Annotated in this window: 16 protein-coding genes; 9 read left to right on the top strand and 7 right to left on the bottom strand. The window is 69.1% G+C overall.

Going from position 1 to position 15,080, the window contains the following annotated elements; all coding sequences use genetic code 11:
• Positions 1–14: 14 nt before the first annotated feature.
• Together H0488_RS00155 and H0488_RS25205 are read left to right on the top strand one after the other, a co-directional pair.
• Positions 15–1,154, top strand: a complete 1,140-nt coding sequence (locus tag H0488_RS00155; protein WP_246371253.1) for an MlaD family protein — start codon at positions 15–17, stop codon at positions 1,152–1,154.
• Between the two features lie 47 nt (positions 1,155–1,201).
• On the top strand, positions 1,202–1,870 hold the full coding sequence (locus H0488_RS25205; protein WP_376768436.1) for a lipase family protein: 669 nt from the start codon (positions 1,202–1,204) through the stop codon (positions 1,868–1,870).
• 137 nt (positions 1,871–2,007) lie between these two features.
• Here H0488_RS25205 and H0488_RS00150 read toward each other — a convergent pair whose 3' ends face one another.
• Positions 2,008–3,573, bottom strand: a complete 1,566-nt coding sequence (locus tag H0488_RS00150; protein ID WP_183097299.1) for an acyl-CoA carboxylase subunit beta — start codon at positions 3,571–3,573, stop codon at positions 2,008–2,010.
• 23 nt (positions 3,574–3,596) lie between these two features.
• The gene (locus H0488_RS00145; RefSeq protein WP_183097298.1) at positions 3,597–4,601 is read right to left on the bottom strand and encodes an MBL fold metallo-hydrolase; all 1,005 of its coding nucleotides are present in this window, start codon (positions 4,599–4,601) and stop codon (positions 3,597–3,599) included.
• A gap of 49 nt (positions 4,602–4,650) precedes the next feature.
• On the opposite strand from H0488_RS00145, the gene H0488_RS00140 reads away from it, so the two are divergent.
• On the top strand, positions 4,651–5,514 hold the full coding sequence (locus tag H0488_RS00140; RefSeq protein WP_183097297.1) for an SDR family NAD(P)-dependent oxidoreductase: 864 nt from the start codon (positions 4,651–4,653) through the stop codon (positions 5,512–5,514).
• A gap of 22 nt (positions 5,515–5,536) precedes the next feature.
• Here H0488_RS00140 and H0488_RS00135 read toward each other — a convergent pair whose 3' ends face one another.
• The 5 genes from H0488_RS00135 to H0488_RS00115 form a co-directional block, all read right to left on the bottom strand.
• On the bottom strand, positions 5,537–6,013 hold the full coding sequence (locus H0488_RS00135) for a nitroreductase family protein (protein ID WP_220794054.1): 477 nt from the start codon (positions 6,011–6,013) through the stop codon (positions 5,537–5,539).
• Positions 6,013–7,011, bottom strand: coding sequence for an IS481 family transposase (locus H0488_RS00130; RefSeq protein ID WP_183097295.1), 999 nt, complete (start codon positions 7,009–7,011; stop codon positions 6,013–6,015). Before H0488_RS00130 ends, H0488_RS00135 begins: the two co-directional genes overlap by 1 nt.
• Positions 7,012–7,077: 66 nt before the next feature.
• Complete coding sequence (locus H0488_RS00125) at positions 7,078–7,341, bottom strand: nitroreductase family protein (protein ID WP_183097294.1); 264 nt, start codon at positions 7,339–7,341, stop codon at positions 7,078–7,080.
• A 73-nt stretch (positions 7,342–7,414) separates the two neighbouring features.
• Positions 7,415–8,572, bottom strand: coding sequence for an acyl-CoA dehydrogenase family protein (locus tag H0488_RS00120; RefSeq protein WP_183097293.1), 1,158 nt, complete (start codon positions 8,570–8,572; stop codon positions 7,415–7,417).
• A gap of 7 nt (positions 8,573–8,579) precedes the next feature.
• Positions 8,580–9,734, bottom strand: a complete 1,155-nt coding sequence (locus H0488_RS00115) for an acetyl-CoA C-acetyltransferase (protein WP_183097292.1) — start codon at positions 9,732–9,734, stop codon at positions 8,580–8,582.
• A 100-nt stretch (positions 9,735–9,834) separates the two neighbouring features.
• On the opposite strand from H0488_RS00115, the gene H0488_RS00110 reads away from it, so the two are divergent.
• Genes H0488_RS00110 through H0488_RS00085 form a run of 6 tightly spaced genes read left to right on the top strand, consistent with a single transcriptional unit; the run spans position 9,835 to position 15,046 of the window.
• Positions 9,835–10,287, top strand: a complete 453-nt coding sequence (locus tag H0488_RS00110; protein WP_183097291.1) for a MaoC family dehydratase — start codon at positions 9,835–9,837, stop codon at positions 10,285–10,287.
• Entirely contained in the window at positions 10,284–11,036 is a 753-nt protein-coding gene (gene fabG / locus H0488_RS00105; RefSeq protein WP_183097290.1) for a 3-oxoacyl-ACP reductase FabG, read from the top strand. Before H0488_RS00110 ends, fabG begins: the two co-directional genes overlap by 4 nt.
• Positions 11,033–11,824 carry an enoyl-CoA hydratase/isomerase family protein gene (locus H0488_RS00100; protein ID WP_220794053.1) on the top strand — a complete coding sequence of 264 codons (792 nt, stop codon included), beginning with the start codon at positions 11,033–11,035 and terminating at the stop codon, positions 11,822–11,824. The genes fabG and H0488_RS00100 overlap by 4 nt, the downstream gene beginning before the upstream one ends.
• A complete protein-coding gene (locus tag H0488_RS00095; RefSeq protein ID WP_183097289.1) occupies positions 11,821–12,624 on the top strand; it encodes an enoyl-CoA hydratase/isomerase family protein in 804 nt (267 codons plus the stop codon). Before H0488_RS00100 ends, H0488_RS00095 begins: the two co-directional genes overlap by 4 nt.
• Positions 12,625–12,632: 8 nt before the next feature.
• Complete coding sequence (locus H0488_RS00090; RefSeq protein WP_220794052.1) at positions 12,633–13,412, top strand: enoyl-CoA hydratase/isomerase family protein; 780 nt, start codon at positions 12,633–12,635, stop codon at positions 13,410–13,412.
• Positions 13,413–13,423: 11 nt separating this feature from the next.
• On the top strand, positions 13,424–15,046 hold the full coding sequence (locus H0488_RS00085) for a class I adenylate-forming enzyme family protein (RefSeq protein WP_183097288.1): 1,623 nt from the start codon (positions 13,424–13,426) through the stop codon (positions 15,044–15,046).
• The last annotated feature ends 34 nt before the right edge of the window (positions 15,047–15,080 follow it).

Below are 15,080 nucleotides of genomic sequence, written 5' to 3'. Positions count from 1 at the left end.
AGAACGTCGTCGTGATGGTCGCACTCGTCGTGGTGGCCACGATCGCCGGCACGTGGGTGCTCACCAATCAACGGTTCACCGCGCCGTGGGCGGACAAGTTCGAGTTCGCTGCGGAGTTCGAGGCCGTGCCGGGCGTCGCGCCGGGCAACGGCCAGGAGGTCCGGATGTACGGCGTGATCGTGGGCCAGATCACCGACGCTCGGGTGAACGACCAGGGTCGGGCCGAGTTGGAGATGACCCTCGAGCCGGGACACCCTGTGTACGAGAACGCCACGCTCGTCCTCCGTCCCAAGAGCCCGCTCAACGAGATGTACGTCGAGATCGATCCCGGTGGGCCGCCCGCCGAAGAGGTCGAGGAGGGCACGACGCTGCCCGTCACCAACACGGAGCGTCCGGTGCAGCTCGACGAAGTGCTGGGTCACTTGGACGACGGCGCGAGGACGGCGCTGACGAAGCTCCTCGCGGAGGCCGACGCGGCACTCACGGACGCCGACGAGCACCTTCCGGCCGGGCTGCAGGAGGCGACAGGTCTCACGGAGGATCTGGCGCCTGTTCTCCGCGAGCTCGACGAGCGACGCACCTCGCTTCGGACGCTCGTCTCGGCCGTCGCTCAGATCTCTTCGGCGGTCGGGGAGGACGATGCCCGGCTGAATGCTCTCGCCGGGGCGCTCAGCAGCACGTTGAGCTCGATGTCGGGCGAGTCTGAAAGCCTCGACGCGAGCTTGTCCGAGCTGCCTGCACTCGCGCGCCAGCTCACGGCTTCCACCCGCGCTGTTAGCCGGCTGACCCGTCAGCTCGACCCGACCTTGCGCGATGTCCAGGACGCCACAGCTGTGTTGCCCGACGCTCTGGAGCGTGTCGACAGCACGGTCCAGCGACTGAGCACCACCGTGGAAGTCGCTCGGCCTCTGGTGCGCCGGGCCTCCCCGTTGGTCGCCGAGCTGCGCCCCGTCGTGGACGACCTCCGGGCCGCCCTCCCGGTCGCGGAGCGGACGACTGCGCGCTTGGACCCGGTCACCGCGATGCTGCTCCGATACCTGCCCGACCTGGGGGCCTTCGTGGTGAACACCCGCTCGATCGTGAGCATGCGAGATGCGAACGGCGGGATCCTGCGAGGGCTGCTCACGGTCAACACCACGTACGCACACCGGTAGCGGCTTGGGGTTATTCCGGAGGCTCGTTTGGTACCGGATCTGCTGCTATCGCGCAGCCGAGCTATGCGCCTGAGCTGAACATCACCGGGATTGCGGTAGGAGGTTTCGTGTCTCGCCCCGATAAGATCCTTGCAGCGCTAAACGGAGGACCTTTCGCAGGCTTCCTGCCTTCGACGCTACCGGGAATTATTCGAGGGAACCCAATCATCAAGCCGTCATTCAAGAAGCATCTCACGCCAGCCGGACGCCGCTTGCTGGCTTCCGGCGACTCGAGATGCGTGGTGTCCAACTTAGCATTATATCCCCTGCTGAATATGAATAGATACCTAACGATTCCGTACAGCCGACTCCTTGCGCTCCCCCCGGTCGAGAAAGGCCTAAAGGCTATGGCGCTCCGTAGGGGGACGCCGATGGCACCAGTTCTAGTTTATCAAGCTGTATTGGACGAACTCGTACCAGAGGCTGATGCCGCCGAAACTGTCGCTAAGTGGTGCAAGCGGGGCGCGCGGGTAAAATATGTCCGCGACCTAGTTAGCGACCATGTCAGTCTGGCGCTCACCGGCGCACCTCTGGCTCTTCAGTGGCTCAATGCACGCTTGGGTGGCGAACGGGTTGGGGTGGGCTGTTCGACAACGACCACCCTATCCACCCTGCTCATCCCAGGCGTAAGCACTACATCTCCCGGGTCCTCCAAACCCTCCTTTCCCCGTCACTAGTGAACCGTCTGATCCGTAGAGGGGTCAGGACCAGGTCGGTGCGCCGGTTGGCCGGGATCTGCCAGTCCAGAATCCGCTGGTAGAAGACGTCGACGACGAACGCGACGTAGGCGAAACCGCCCCGGTCGGAAGCTAGGTCAGAGAGGTGCTACGGCATGCCGACGGGGAGTGAGCACCTGCATCTGGCCGTGGCGGGGGAGGTCGGGCAGCAGGTCGGCGAGCCACCCCCGCGTCTCGCTCGGCCGGATCACCGCGTCGAAGCCGAACCCTTCCGCGCCCCGCAGGGCGCCGATACCGCCACGGAAGCCCTCGGTGAGCTCGGCGCGACGGCCGTCCGGGTCAGGCGCCGAGGCCACCTCGCGACCGTAAACCAGCTCGATCGCTGTCTCCACCGCCATGACCGCGGTCTCGGCATGCGGCCAGGCCACCACCAACTCGGGGTTGAACGTCCGGCCGCCAGAAAGGATGACGTAGCCGCCGCCATAACCCTTCCGAGCGACGACGGTGAACATCGGGACCGTCGCCGCACCGAGCTCCGCAGACAGTCGTGCACTGCTTCGGGCCAGTCCGCTCCGCTCGGCCTCCTCCCCGACAGCGAGGCCGGGCAGGTCCATGATGACCAGCACCGGGATGCCAAAGGCGTCGCATAGCGAGATGAAGTGCGCCGCCTTGTCGGCCGCCGGAGCGTCGAGCATCCCGGCCTTGACCGCGGGCTGGCTGGCGACCACGCCGACGACACACCCCTCGATCCGGCCGAGCATCGTGATCAAGTTCGGGGCGAAAACCGACTTCAGCTCCAGGTCCGAGTCCTCGTCCAGGAGGCCGTCCAGGACGTCGTACATGTCGTAACCGACCCGAAGATCGGCCGGCACCGTCTCGTCCAGTGTCGCGGCCGCATGCCGGTCCGGTGGTGCGGCGACAGCCACCGGCAACGGGGCATCCGCGTTCAGGGGCAGGAAGGAGAGGTACCAGCGCAGGTGGTCGAGCGCCTCCTCCTCGGTGTCTACCGCCAGGTCAATGGTGCCGTACGACGCCTGGGCGTCCGGACTGCTGAGCTGCTCGGAGTCGACGTCCTCCCCGGTGGCCGCCCGGACGAGCGCCGGAGGGGCCATCCCGACGCTGGCAATCCCCCGGACAGCGACGACGTAGTCGCACAGCGCGGCAGCGAGGGTGGGTTGCCCGTACCCCGGGCCAAGGATGGCTGCCACCATCGGCACCCATCCCGAGAGTCGCGTCTGGAGCTCCTGAATGTCGAACCCGCCCGCGAACTCGCGTGCGTCGAGTCCCTCGCTGATCCGATGGCCACCACCATCGAACAGCATCACCACTGGGATCCCGCGGGTCGCAGCGATCTCCCAGCACCGGCGCATCTTCGCGTTGCCGATGAGGCCGTTGCTACCGCCTGCCGCGGTGTAGTCACTGGCCAGCACCACGACCGGGCGACCATCGATCCGGGCGGTCCCCGTGACCAGTCCGTCCGCGGGGATCGGTTGCCCGCCCGGACCGGGCTCCGCCGGTCGGGCGAGTGCCCCGATCTCGTGGAAACTGTCAGGGTCGGTCAGCTGCGCGATGCGCTCGCGCGCCGTCTGCTTGCCCCGAGCGTGCTGCCGTGCGACAGCCTCCGCGCGGGAGTCGTCGTGGACGCTCGCGAGCGCGACGTCGAGCTGGGTCTGGTGGTGAGGCGACCGCGGACCAGAAAGCATGCTTCCTCCGACGTGTTGGGCGATCAGTGCTGGTGGTCGAGGTAGTGGTCGACGCCGTCCATCGTCGTTCGACGGAGTCGGTCCTGGCGAGCAAGCAGCACCAGGTGTGCCTCGGTCTCGAGCACCGCGGTCATCCGGTGCACGGGATCGAGCTCGCGCAGCCGACGGTGGTGGCGCGTCCAGGTCATCGCGTCGGCCACCTCGTGGGCGGTCGAACGGCCATGACGGACCAGGGACGTGATGACGTCCAACCGCGTGCCGTGGTGCTCGAGCAGCTCGAGCGCACGGGTTCGGGAGCTGCCGACTGCGAGGTCGGCCGGGCCGTGTGCCGGCAACATGCGCAAGTCAGGGCGCTCTGCGACCAGGCGCAGGGACGACAGGTAGCTGATCAGGGACAGGGCGTCCGGCTCGCGCTCGTAGGCGATGGACGGGGAGATGCGAGGCAGGACGTGGTCTCCAGTCAGCAGCAGGCCCTCCTCGGGGATCTCGAAGCAGACGTGCCCGCGGGTGTGGCCAGGCGTGGCAATCACGTGGATGTTCACACCGCCGCATTCGATCACGTCGTCGTCGTCCAGCCAGGCCGCCGGCAGGCCGAAGTCCATGTCCTGCTCGTGGATAGTGGCGGGCAGGCCCGCGATCTCGTCGGCGAGCGCGCCCGCGCCGGCGGCGCGGAGCAGCTCGACCTGTCTCGGGAACGCCCCCTCAAGGTCGAACCAGGCGTGGATGCTGCGGTCGTCACCACGGCCGAGGTGGACGGGGATGTCGTGGCGCTCCTGCCATGCGAGGCCTTGGGTGTAGTGGTCCCAGTGATGGTGGCTGGTGAGGATCCGACTGATGTCGCTCGGGGACAGTCCGAGCTCGTCCAAGCCGCTCCGCAGGGCGGTCTCGGTCTCGGGAGAGGACCAGCCGGGATCGACGAGGACGGTCTCCGCGTCGCCCAGCACGACGTAGCAGTTGACACTGCTGAGTCCCTGGAGGGGGAGGGGGAGCTCGATCCGGACGAGACGGTCGCTGAGGTGTTCGATCATGACCTATTCTTAATCTGAATTAGATTTCGAGACTACCTTAGGGGAGAACATGGCTGGAGTCGAAGGTCAGGTCGTCATCGTCACGGGAGCCGGGGGTGGCCTGGGACGTGAGTACGCCCTCTTCCTGGCCAGCGTTGGCGCCAAGGTCGTGGTCAACGACCTCGGCGGCGGACGGGACGGAAGTGGTGCCGGCACCGCGATGGCGGACGAGGTTGTCGCGGAAATTCGAGCCGCCGGTGGCGACGCTGTCGCCAACTACGACAGTGTGGCGACCGAGGAGGGGGCAGCGGCGATCGTGGCTACGGCTGTCGGGGCCTACGGTGCCCTGCACGGCCTGGTCAACAACGCCGGGATCCTGCGCGACATGTCGTTCTCGAAGATGACCACCGACGCATGGAAGCTCCTGCAGTCCGTGCATCTCGACGGCAGCTACCACATGTCCAAGGCGGTCTGGCCGCACTTCCGCGCCCAGGGCTTCGGCCGGATCGTGATGGCCACCTCCACCAGCGGGCTCTTCGGCAACTTCGGCCAGGCCAACTACGGCGCGGCCAAGGCCGGTCTGGTGGGTCTGACTCACACCCTGGCGATCGAGGGTGCCCGCGACGGAGTCCAGGTCAACGCGATCGCGCCGATGGCCGCGACCCGGATGACGGAGGACGTAGCACCCTCGGAGCTCCTCGACAAGCTGCCGCCGGCCTTCGTGGCCCCGGTCGTGACGTACCTGCTCACCGAGGAGTGCGCCGAGTCCGGCTCGGTGTTCGTCGTCGGCGGCGGGCAGACCTACCGCGTGGCCCAGTTCCAGAACGCTGGGGTGACGTTCCCGGAGCCGCCCAGCCTGCGGGAGGTCTCCGCTCGGTGGTCGGAGATCTCTGACCTGTCCGAGGTCACGATCGGCGTCAACCCGGTCGGGTGACGGGTGACTGCCTGGGCAGGCCTCAGGCAGGCAGACCCTGGACGACCCGGTCGATCTCCTCACGATCCGTGCGGAAGGTGTTGGCCGGGTGGTCGGGGTCCGCGTGTCCCAAGGACACGGCGCACACCACGTCGCGGTCCTCGGCGATCACGAAGTGCTCCCGCACCGCATCGGCGTACATGCCGATCGCACCCTGGGCGATCGCACCGAGGTCGTAGGCCTCGGCGAGGTTGAGCAGGTTGGCGACGTAGGCGCCGCAGTCCATTACGCCGTCGGTACCCAGCGTCTTGGGGCTGGTGATCACCGCGACGTGCGGGGCGCCGAAGAAGCGGACGATCTCCAGCATCTGGGGCGAGTGGCCGTCATGGTCTTCCCGTGCGACGCCGACAGCGTCGTACAGGGCCATGCCGCAGCTGCGCCGCCGCTCGGCGTACACCCCCTCGTAGCGCTCGGGACCGGGGCTGTCCGGGGTCTCCGGGCCGGACAGCACCCGGGCCACTAGCTGTGATGCCCAGCCAGGTTGTCCAACCGGGTGATGGGTGGTTGGCCGCCGAGGGCTGAGTGGGGCCGGTGGTGGTTGTACTGGTGGAGCCATCCTGCCAGGGCTGCTCGTCGGGCGTTCTCGGAGTTGTAGAGGCGTCGGTAGGCCCAGCCGTCGGCCAGGGTGCGGTGGAGGCGTTCGACCTTGCCGTTGGTCTGGGGCCGGTAGGGCCGGGTCTTCTTCATGGTGATGCCGAGCTCGGTGCAGGTGTCGCGCCACAGCACCGACTTGTAGGCCGATCCGTTGTCGGAGAGGACTCGCTCGACGCTCACGCCGTGTTCGGCGAACCAGGCCACGGCGCGGTAGAGCACCCCGACCGCGGTGACGGCGAGCTCGTCGTCGTGGCACTCGGCGTAGGCCAGTCGGGTGTAGTCATCGATCACGGTGTGCACGAAGCAGGTGCCGATCTTGGGGTGGTACTTGCGGGACTTGATCCCGGTGCGATCGCGGGTGGCCTGTCGGTTGCGATGGCCCTGCTGCTTGCCGAGGTAGCGCCATCCGCCGCCGTCGGGGATGTTGCCGAACTTGGTGGTGTCGACGTGGAGCAGCTCGCCGGGGCGCGAGCGTTCGTAGCGGCGAGCTGGTTCGCCGGTGACTCGGTCGGTATAGGACAGCCGGTTGAGTCGGCAGCGGACCAGGACCGCGTGCACGGTCGAGGGCGGCACGCCGAGCCGGGCACCGATCTGGACCGGTCCCAGACGCTGCTTCCAGCGCAGGTGCACGATCTTGCGGACCACTGGCTGAGGAGTCTTGGCGTGCTGGGTGTGCCGGGCCGAGGACCGGTCGTTCATCCCGGCCGGCCCCGCAGCCCGGTAGCGCTGGGCCCATTTGTCGGCCGTGCGCCAGGACACGTTGTAGAACTCTGCGGCCCGCGACGTTGGCCAGCACTCCTCGACGATCAACCGAGCCAGACGCAGCCTGTGCCGTGGGGTGAGCGCAGCGTTAGCGTGGGACATGAAGGCCTCCTTGTGGCGGAGCGGTTTCTAGACAGCTCCACTCCACCGCGGGAGGCCTTCACCCATCTACAGCTGCGCCGTACCCAATCGCACAACGTGCCTGGGCATCACAACTAGCCGCTCGCTCAGAGCGGCCAGGCCCGTGCCGGAAAGCAGGTGGACCTGCCACGCCTGGGAGTTGCACCACGAGGGGGTGCGCTGCGCCACCTCGAAGAGGCGTCGCAGCGTCAACGGGTCGACCGGCTCGCGGGTGAACCCGCGGCAGCTGGACCGTCGGTCGAGGACCTCGGTCAGGGCCTCGAGCGTGCTGGACGGACGGGCGGTCCTCATGGGGTCTCCGGTACGTCGTGGTGTGGCGCGCGATGTAAGGTGAGAAGCGGGGGACGCGCACCAGGACATGTCGTCAACGCCCGCCCGCGATGTCGCGGCCGATGATCTCCTTCATGATCTCCGTGGTGCCGCCGTAGATCGTCTGGACCCGGGTGTCGACGTAGGCCTTGCCCACCGCGTACTCGCGCATGAACCCGTAGCCGCCGTGCAGCTGCAGGCACTGGTCGATGACCCGCTTCTGCAGCTCACTGACGTACCACTTGCCCTTCGCCGCCTCCACGGGCGTCAAGGTGCCCGCGTTGTAGGCCAGGACCGAGGCGTCCACGTAAGTCTGAGCCACGTCTAGCTCGGTGGCCATCTCCGCCAGCGCGAACCTCGTGTTCTGGAAGTCGACGAGGCGCTTTCCGAAGGCGGTCCGGTCCTTGAGGTACGCGACGGTCTGGTCGAGGATGGCGCGCGCCGTCGTGATGGACTGGTTGGCGACACCCAGGCGCTCTCGGGGCAGGTGGCTCATCAGGTACTTCAGGCCCTGACCCTCCTCGCCGAGCAGGTTGGCCGCAGGGACGCGGGCGTCGGTGAAGAAGAGCTCCGCGGTGTCCTGGGCCGGCAGGCCGATCTTGTCGAGCTTGCGCCCACGCTCGAACCCCGGTGTCGAGTCGGCCTCGACCATGAGCAGGCTGAACCCGTTCGAGCCGCCGTCCGGGTCGGTGCGGACCGCGAGCACCACCAGGTCAGCCATGATCCCGCTCGAGATGAACGTCTTCTGGCCGTTGACGACCCAGTGGTCGCCGTCCCGGCGTGCGGACGTGCGGATGCCCTGCAGGTCGCTGCCGGTCCCCGGCTCCGTCATCGCCAGCGCGCCGATGAGCTCACCCGCGGCGAAGCCGGGCAGCCAGCGCTGTTTCTGCTCATCGTTCGCCCGGCCCAGGAGATAGGCGAGGAAGAGGTCGTCCTGCAGCCCGAGCGTCACGCTGAACGAGATCGCGTTGACCCGGGCGACCTCCTCGCCCACCACCAGGCGGAACCGGTAGTCGTCGACCCCGCTGCCGCCGTACTCCTCGGGGACCTGCAGGCCGTAGAGGCCCGCCTCGGCGGCAGCCCGGAAGACCTCACGGGGGATCCACCGGTCGTCGTCCCACTGGTCCTTGTGCGGGACGACCTCGCGGACCAGGAACTCCCGCACGGTCTGCCGGTAGGCCTCGTGGTCGTCGTCGTACAGCGTGCGCTCCATGACCGTCTCAGCCCAACCGCTCGATGATTGTCACGTTGGCCTGACCGCCGCCCTCGCACATCGTCTGCAGGCCGAAACGTCCGCCGGTGCGCTCGAGCTCGTGCAGGAGCGAGGTCATCAGGCGCGCTCCGGTGCAGCCGATCGGGTGACCCAGGGCGATGGCGCCCCCGTTGGGGTTGACCTTGGCCGGATCGGCGCCAAGCTCGCGGTTCCAGGCGAGCACCACGGGGGCGAACGCCTCGTTGATCTCCACCACGTCGATGTCGTCAATGCTCATGTCGACCTTCTTCAGGGCGTGCTGGGTGGCGCGGATCGGTGCGGACAGCATCATCACCGGGTCGTCGCCGCGGACGGAGACGTGGTGGATCCGTGCGCGCGGCGTCAGGTTGTGGTCCTTGACCGCCTGCTCCGAGGCGATCAGGAGGGCGGCGGCACCGTCGGAGATCTGGGAGGCGACGGCGGCGGTCAGCACGCCGCCGGGGACGAGCGTCTTCAGCCCCGCCATCTTCTCGCGGCTGGTGTCGCGCCGCGGGCCCTCGTCGGTCGAGATGCCGGCGTACGGCGCGATCTCGCGCTCGAAGTGACCGGCGTCGATCGCAGCGAGTGCACGCTGGTGGCTTTGGTAGGCCCACTCCTCGCAGTCGTCGCGGGTGAGCTTCCAGTGCTCGGCCATCATCTCGGCGCCGCGGAACTGCGAGATCGCCTGGTCGCCGTAGCGCTGGCTCCAGCCCTCCGAGCCCGACCAGGGGTCCGTGGAGCCGAAGGGTTCGCCGGCGCCGAAGGCGCTGAGGATCGGGAACTGACTCATCTTCTGGACGCCGCCGGCGATGACGAGGTCCTGGTAGCCGCTCGCGACGCCCATCGCGGCGAAGCTCACGGCCTGCTGGGCCGACCCGCATTGTCGGTCGATGGTCACGCCGGGGACGGACTCGGGGAAGCCCGCCGCGAGGGCAGCGGTGCGGGCGATGTCGCCGGCCTGCGCGCCAATGTTGTCCAGGCACCCGAGCACGACGTCCTCGATCGCCGCCGGGTCGACGCCGGTGCGGTCCACCAGCGCCTGCAGCGGGTGGGCGGCTAGGTCGGCGGGATGGGTGGCGGCGAGGCCGCCGTTGCGGCGTCCGACCGGTGTGCGGACTGCTTCGACGATATAGGCCTCGGACATGGGTTCCTCCTGGGTCGGGCGCGCGGGCGAACGTTGACGGGAACGGTGTTGCAACATAATCTACTTTAGATTTGAAAATCTACACACGGAGGGCGGATGCATGAAGGTCTACGGTGGGATCGCTGAGTTCGCGGGTGCGCAGGGCGACGTTCTCGGGGCCTCGGACTGGATCGAGGTCGACCAGCCCCGCATCAACGCGTTCGCGGACGCCACGGGCGACCACCAGTGGATCCACGTGGATGCCGAGCGGGCCGCCGGCGGACCGTTCGGCGCGACGATCGCGCACGGGTTCCTCACGCTCTCGCTGCTGCCGCCCCTGCTCAACCAGCTCTACCGCGTGGACGACGTGACGATGGCGGTCAACTACGGGCTGGACAAGGTGCGCTTCGTCGCGCCCGTGCGGGTGGGCAGCAAGGTGCGGGTCGCTGCGAAGGTGCTCAAGGTGATTCCGCTCGACGGTGCAGTGCAGGCTGTCTTCGAGACAGTGATCGAGGTCGAGGGGGCGGAGAAGCCGGCCGCCGTGGTCCAGTCGATCATCAGGTACGTCGCATGAGCGCCGCTGGCAGCGGGAGGCTGCTGGAGGGTCGACGCGCGATCGTGACCGGTGCCGCCCAGGGCATCGGCCTCGCCATCGCCACGGTGCTCGTCGACCAGGGAGCGAAGGTCACGATCGCCGACCTCGACGGTGACAGAGCGGTAGCCGCGGCGACGCGCCTCGGTCCAGCGGCGCGCGGCGTGGCCTGCGACGTCACCTCTGAGAAGAGCGTGGCCGACCTGGTCGACGGTGCCGTCGCCGAGCACGGTGGGCTCGACGTGCTGGTGAACAACGCCGGCATCACCCGGGACGCCTCGCTGCGGAAGATGACCCTCGAGAACTTCCAGGCCGTCATCACGGTCCACCTCCAGGGCACCTGGCTCGGCATCCGTGCAGCCAGCGAGGTCATGCGCGACGCCAAGGGCGGGAGCATCATCAACATCTCCTCGATGTCCGGGAAGGTCGGGAACCCAGGTCAGACCAACTACAGCGCCGCCAAGGCCGGCATCGTCGGCATGACCAAGGCGGCTGCCAAGGAGCTGGCGCACCACGGCGTCCGCGTCAACGCGATCCAGCCCGGCCTGATCCGCACCCCGATGACGGAGGCGATGACCCCGGAGGCGTATGCCGCCACCGAGGCCACTATCCCCATGCGGCGTGCCGGGGAGCCCGAGGAGATCGCCAACGTGGTGGCCTTCCTCGCCTCCGACCTGTCCAGCTACATGACCGGTGCCGTGCTCGAGGTCTCCGGCGGGAGGGGCATGTGAAGGCCGCGGACGGGCCCACGCCGGTCACCATCGACATCTCCGCCGGTATCGCCACCTTGACCCTTGATCGGCCAGGCGCCATAAATGCGGTGACCACCGCGCTGGCCGCGGCGCTCGAGCAGGCACTGCGCCACGTCGGGGCGTCGGCCGAGGTTCGGGTCGTGGTGGTCCGTGGCGCCGGAGGGAACTTCTGCGCAGGCGGGGACTTCGAGGAGGTGCAGCGACTCCGCTCGGTGGGCCGGGAAGCGCTGCGCACCCTCTTCGCCGCCTTCCGCGACGCGTGCGCTGCGGTGAGCGAGATCCCGCAGCCGGTGATCGCAGCCGTGGAGGGAGTCGCCATGGCGGGTGGGTTCGAGCTGATGCAGGCCAGTGACATCGTGCTGGTGCGCGACGACGCGCGGATCTCCGACAACCACGTGAACTTTGGCATGGTGCCCGGCGGAGGCGGGTCACAGCGGCTGCCGCGCTTGGTCGGTCGCCAGCGTGCGACCGCCCTGCTCCTCTCCGGGGACCGGCTCTCGGGCGCCGACGCCGTGGCCTGGGGGCTGGCCTACCGGTCGTTCCCCGCGGACACGTTCGACGAGGCCGTCGCCGCCTTTGCCCGGAAGCTCGCCGACCGTCGTCCGGATGCGGTGCAGACCATCAAGCGGCTGGTCCGCGACGGACTGACCACCGACGTCGAGAAGGGTCTGGATCTCGAGCTGGACGCCGTCGTTGACCACATCGCCGGCGACGCCGGCGGCACCAGCGTGTCGGCCTTCGCCGACCGGAAGGAAGGCACGTCATGACCGCTCTGGTCACCGAAGGACCGGTCCTGCTCGATCTCGCCGACGGCATCGCCCGGATCCGGCTCAACCGGCCCGAGGTCGCGAACGCGGTCGACGCCGACTTGCTGCGCGCACTGCACGAAGTCGCCCTGCGCTGCCACGCCGAGCCGACCGTGCGAGTCGTCGTGCTCAGCGGGGAGGGCCGCAACTTCTGCGCCGGCGGCGACGTCAAGACGTTCGCCGGCAAGGGCGAGGAGCTCCCCGCCTACCTTCGCGAGGCGACCGCGTGGCTGCAGCTCGCGACTGCCGCGCTGATCCAGCTCAAGGCCCCCGTCATCGCGCAGGTGCAGGGCTTCGCCGCGGGCGGGGCCGGGTTCGGTCTGGTCTGCGCGGCCGACCTGGTCGTCGCGGCGGAGGGGTCGAAGTTCTTCTCCGGCGCGGTCCGCGTCGGCATGGCGCCTGACGCCGGCACGACCGTGACCCTGGCGCGCATCGTCGGCCTGCGCCGGGCGATGGACATCCTGCTCACGAACCCGACTCTCACCGCGACCGAGGCGCTCGGGATGGGCATCGTCACCCGGGTGGTGCCCGACCAGGAGCTCGCGGGCGCCGTCGACACCCTCGCCGCCGAGCTCGCGGCTCAGCCACCCCTGGGCCTGTCGGCCACCAAGCGTCTGGTCTGGGACGGCCTCGGCTCGACGGTGGCGGAGCGGCTCCCCGAGGAGGCGCGCGTCGTCTCCGAGCTGTCCGGCACCGCCGACAGCCGGGAGGCGCTGGCGGCCGTCATCGAGCGCCGGCCCGGTAGGTACGAAGGCCGGTGAGCGCCGCGGTGGAGATTCCGGTTCTGGTCGAGGACCGGGGTGCGGTCCGTGTCATCACGCTGAACCGGCCGCACCTGCGCAACGCGATCGACCTGTCGCTGCGCTACGCCCTGGCCGAGGCGATCGAGGCTGCGGACGGTGACGCCACGGTCCGCGCAGTGGTCCTCACCGGGGCGGAGGGCGCGTTCTGCTCCGGTGGCGACATCTCGACGATGCAGCGCCGGCCGCGGCACGAGACCACCCCGCGGGCCCAGGCGGCGCAGCGGATCATTCGCGCGCTCTGGCACACCCCCAAGCCGGTGATCGCGGCGGTGGAAGGCCCGGCCTTCGGGGCCGGCGTGGCACTCGCCCTCGCCTGCGACCGCGTGGTGGCAGCGAGCGACGCCACCCTCGCCACGACCTTCACCGGAGTCGGACTCGCCGGCGACATGGGGATCTTCGCCTCGCTGCCTGCTCGCGTCGGTGCCCCCCGGGCGCGGCAGATGCTGATGCTGGGCTCTCGTATCAGCGGTGCCGAAGCCGGGGTCATCGGTCCCGTCGACCGTGTCGTCGACCCCGGGACGGCCCTGGCGGCTGCTCTCGAGGACGCCGCAACCCTCGCCGCCGGGCCGCCGCTCGCTCTCGGCGCCATCAAGCAGATGCTCTCCGGCGAGCCGCGTCACCCGCTTGCCGTGCTCGACCTCGAAGTGCGCAACCAGACCCTGCTCTGGGACAGCGACGACTTCGCCGAAGGCGTGTCCGCATTTGCCGAGAAACGTCGCCCCGTATTCGGGCCGGCCACACCCTAGGAGAGAAGCACATGACCTCGTACCTGACCGCCGACAACAGCGTGGCGCTGAGTGACCTCACCATCCCGGGTCTGCTCGCCGACCGGGCCGACCGCTACCCCGACCGCCTGGCCCTGGTGGCCAACCGGCACGGCGACGGGACCGAGGTGCGACTGAGCTACGGCGAGCTGCACGAGGAGGCCCAGCGCATCGCGACCGGGTTGCGGCGGCTGGCGGCCCCTGGTGACTTCGTAGCACTCTGGGCGCCGAACGTCGCTGAGTGGGTGCTCATCCAGCACGGAGCCGCTCTTGCGGGCGTGGTCCTGGTGGCGCTCAACCCCGTGCTCCGCAAGCCTGAGCTGGAGTACGCCGTGGACCACTCCCGGTGCACGGTCCTGCTGCACGCCGACCGCAGCCGGGACTACGACATGGCCTCGGTGGCTCGTGAGGTCGCCGCGACCCGGCCGGACCTGCGGCTGGTCAGCCTCTCGGAGCGTGATCAGTGGCGCGCGGAGGAGCCCGATCGTGCAGTCCTCGCCGCTGCGCCGACGGACGCCGACCTGCCGGTCATGCTGCAGTACACCTCCGGCACCACCGGCAACCCGAAGGGTGTGCTGCTCCGGCACCGCTCGCTGGTCAACGTCGCCAAGCTCACCATGGACTACGTCGACATGCCGGCCGGCGCCGTGACCATCAACCCCCTGCCGATGTTCCACACCGCGGCCTGCGTCATCGGCACCCTCGGCCCGCTGTGGCTGGCCGGGACCGAGGTGCTGGTCGAGCAGTTCGCGCCCGGGCCGGTGCTGGAGACGATGCGCCGCGAGAACGTCGAGGTCCTCTTCTTCGTGCCCGCCGTGCTCGGGGCACTGCTGGAGGCGCAGCGGACCTCGTCCGAGCCCGCGCCGCGGCTGGCGGTGGCGCTGGGTGGGGCCTCCAACGTACCCGCCGCGATGATCGAGGCGACCGAGCAGACCTTCGGCGCCGCGGTCACGAACGTCTTCGGTCAGACGGAGCTGGCGCCCGTGCTGACCGCCACCCGGCCGAGTGACTCACGTGAGGACAAGCTGGGCACCGTGGGTCACCCCCTTCCCCAGGTGGACGTCAAGATCGTCGACCCGGCCACCGGCGAGGTGGTGCCGCTCGGCCGCGCCGGCGAGATCTGCGCACGTGGCTACCAGCAGCTGGTCGAGTACCTCCACGACGCCGAGGCGACCGCGAGGACCATCGACGCTGACGGCTTCGTGCACACCGGGGACCTGGGCTCGATGGACGAGCGGGGCTACATCACGCTGACGGGTCGGCTCAAGGATCTGATCATCCGGGGCGGCGAGAACATCGCTCCCGCCAGCATCGAGTCCTGCCTGGCAGAGCACCCGGCCGTCCTCGGCGCAACGGTGTTCGGAGTCCCGGACGAGCGGATGGGGGAGGTCGTCGGCGCCGCCGTGCACGTGCGAGAGCTGGGCATGGCCGCGGACCCTGCGGCCCTGGTCGAGTCGCTGACCGCCCACTGCCGTGAACGGCTCTCGCCATACAAGGTGCCCAGCCGTTGGTTCGTCGCCGGCGAGCTGCCCGCCACCCCCACCGGCAAGATCCAGAAGTTCAAGCTCCTCGACCTGGTCGGCACCAGCGCGCTGCGTGACGTCACACCCGACTGACGAAGCTTGTCAGATCCCCCACGACCAGATAATC

Source organism: Nocardioides pelophilus (assembly GCF_014180685.1).
Lineage (GTDB): Bacteria > Actinomycetota > Actinomycetes > Propionibacteriales > Nocardioidaceae > Nocardioides > Nocardioides pelophilus.
This window is presented reverse-complemented; position numbering and strand designations above follow the sequence as displayed.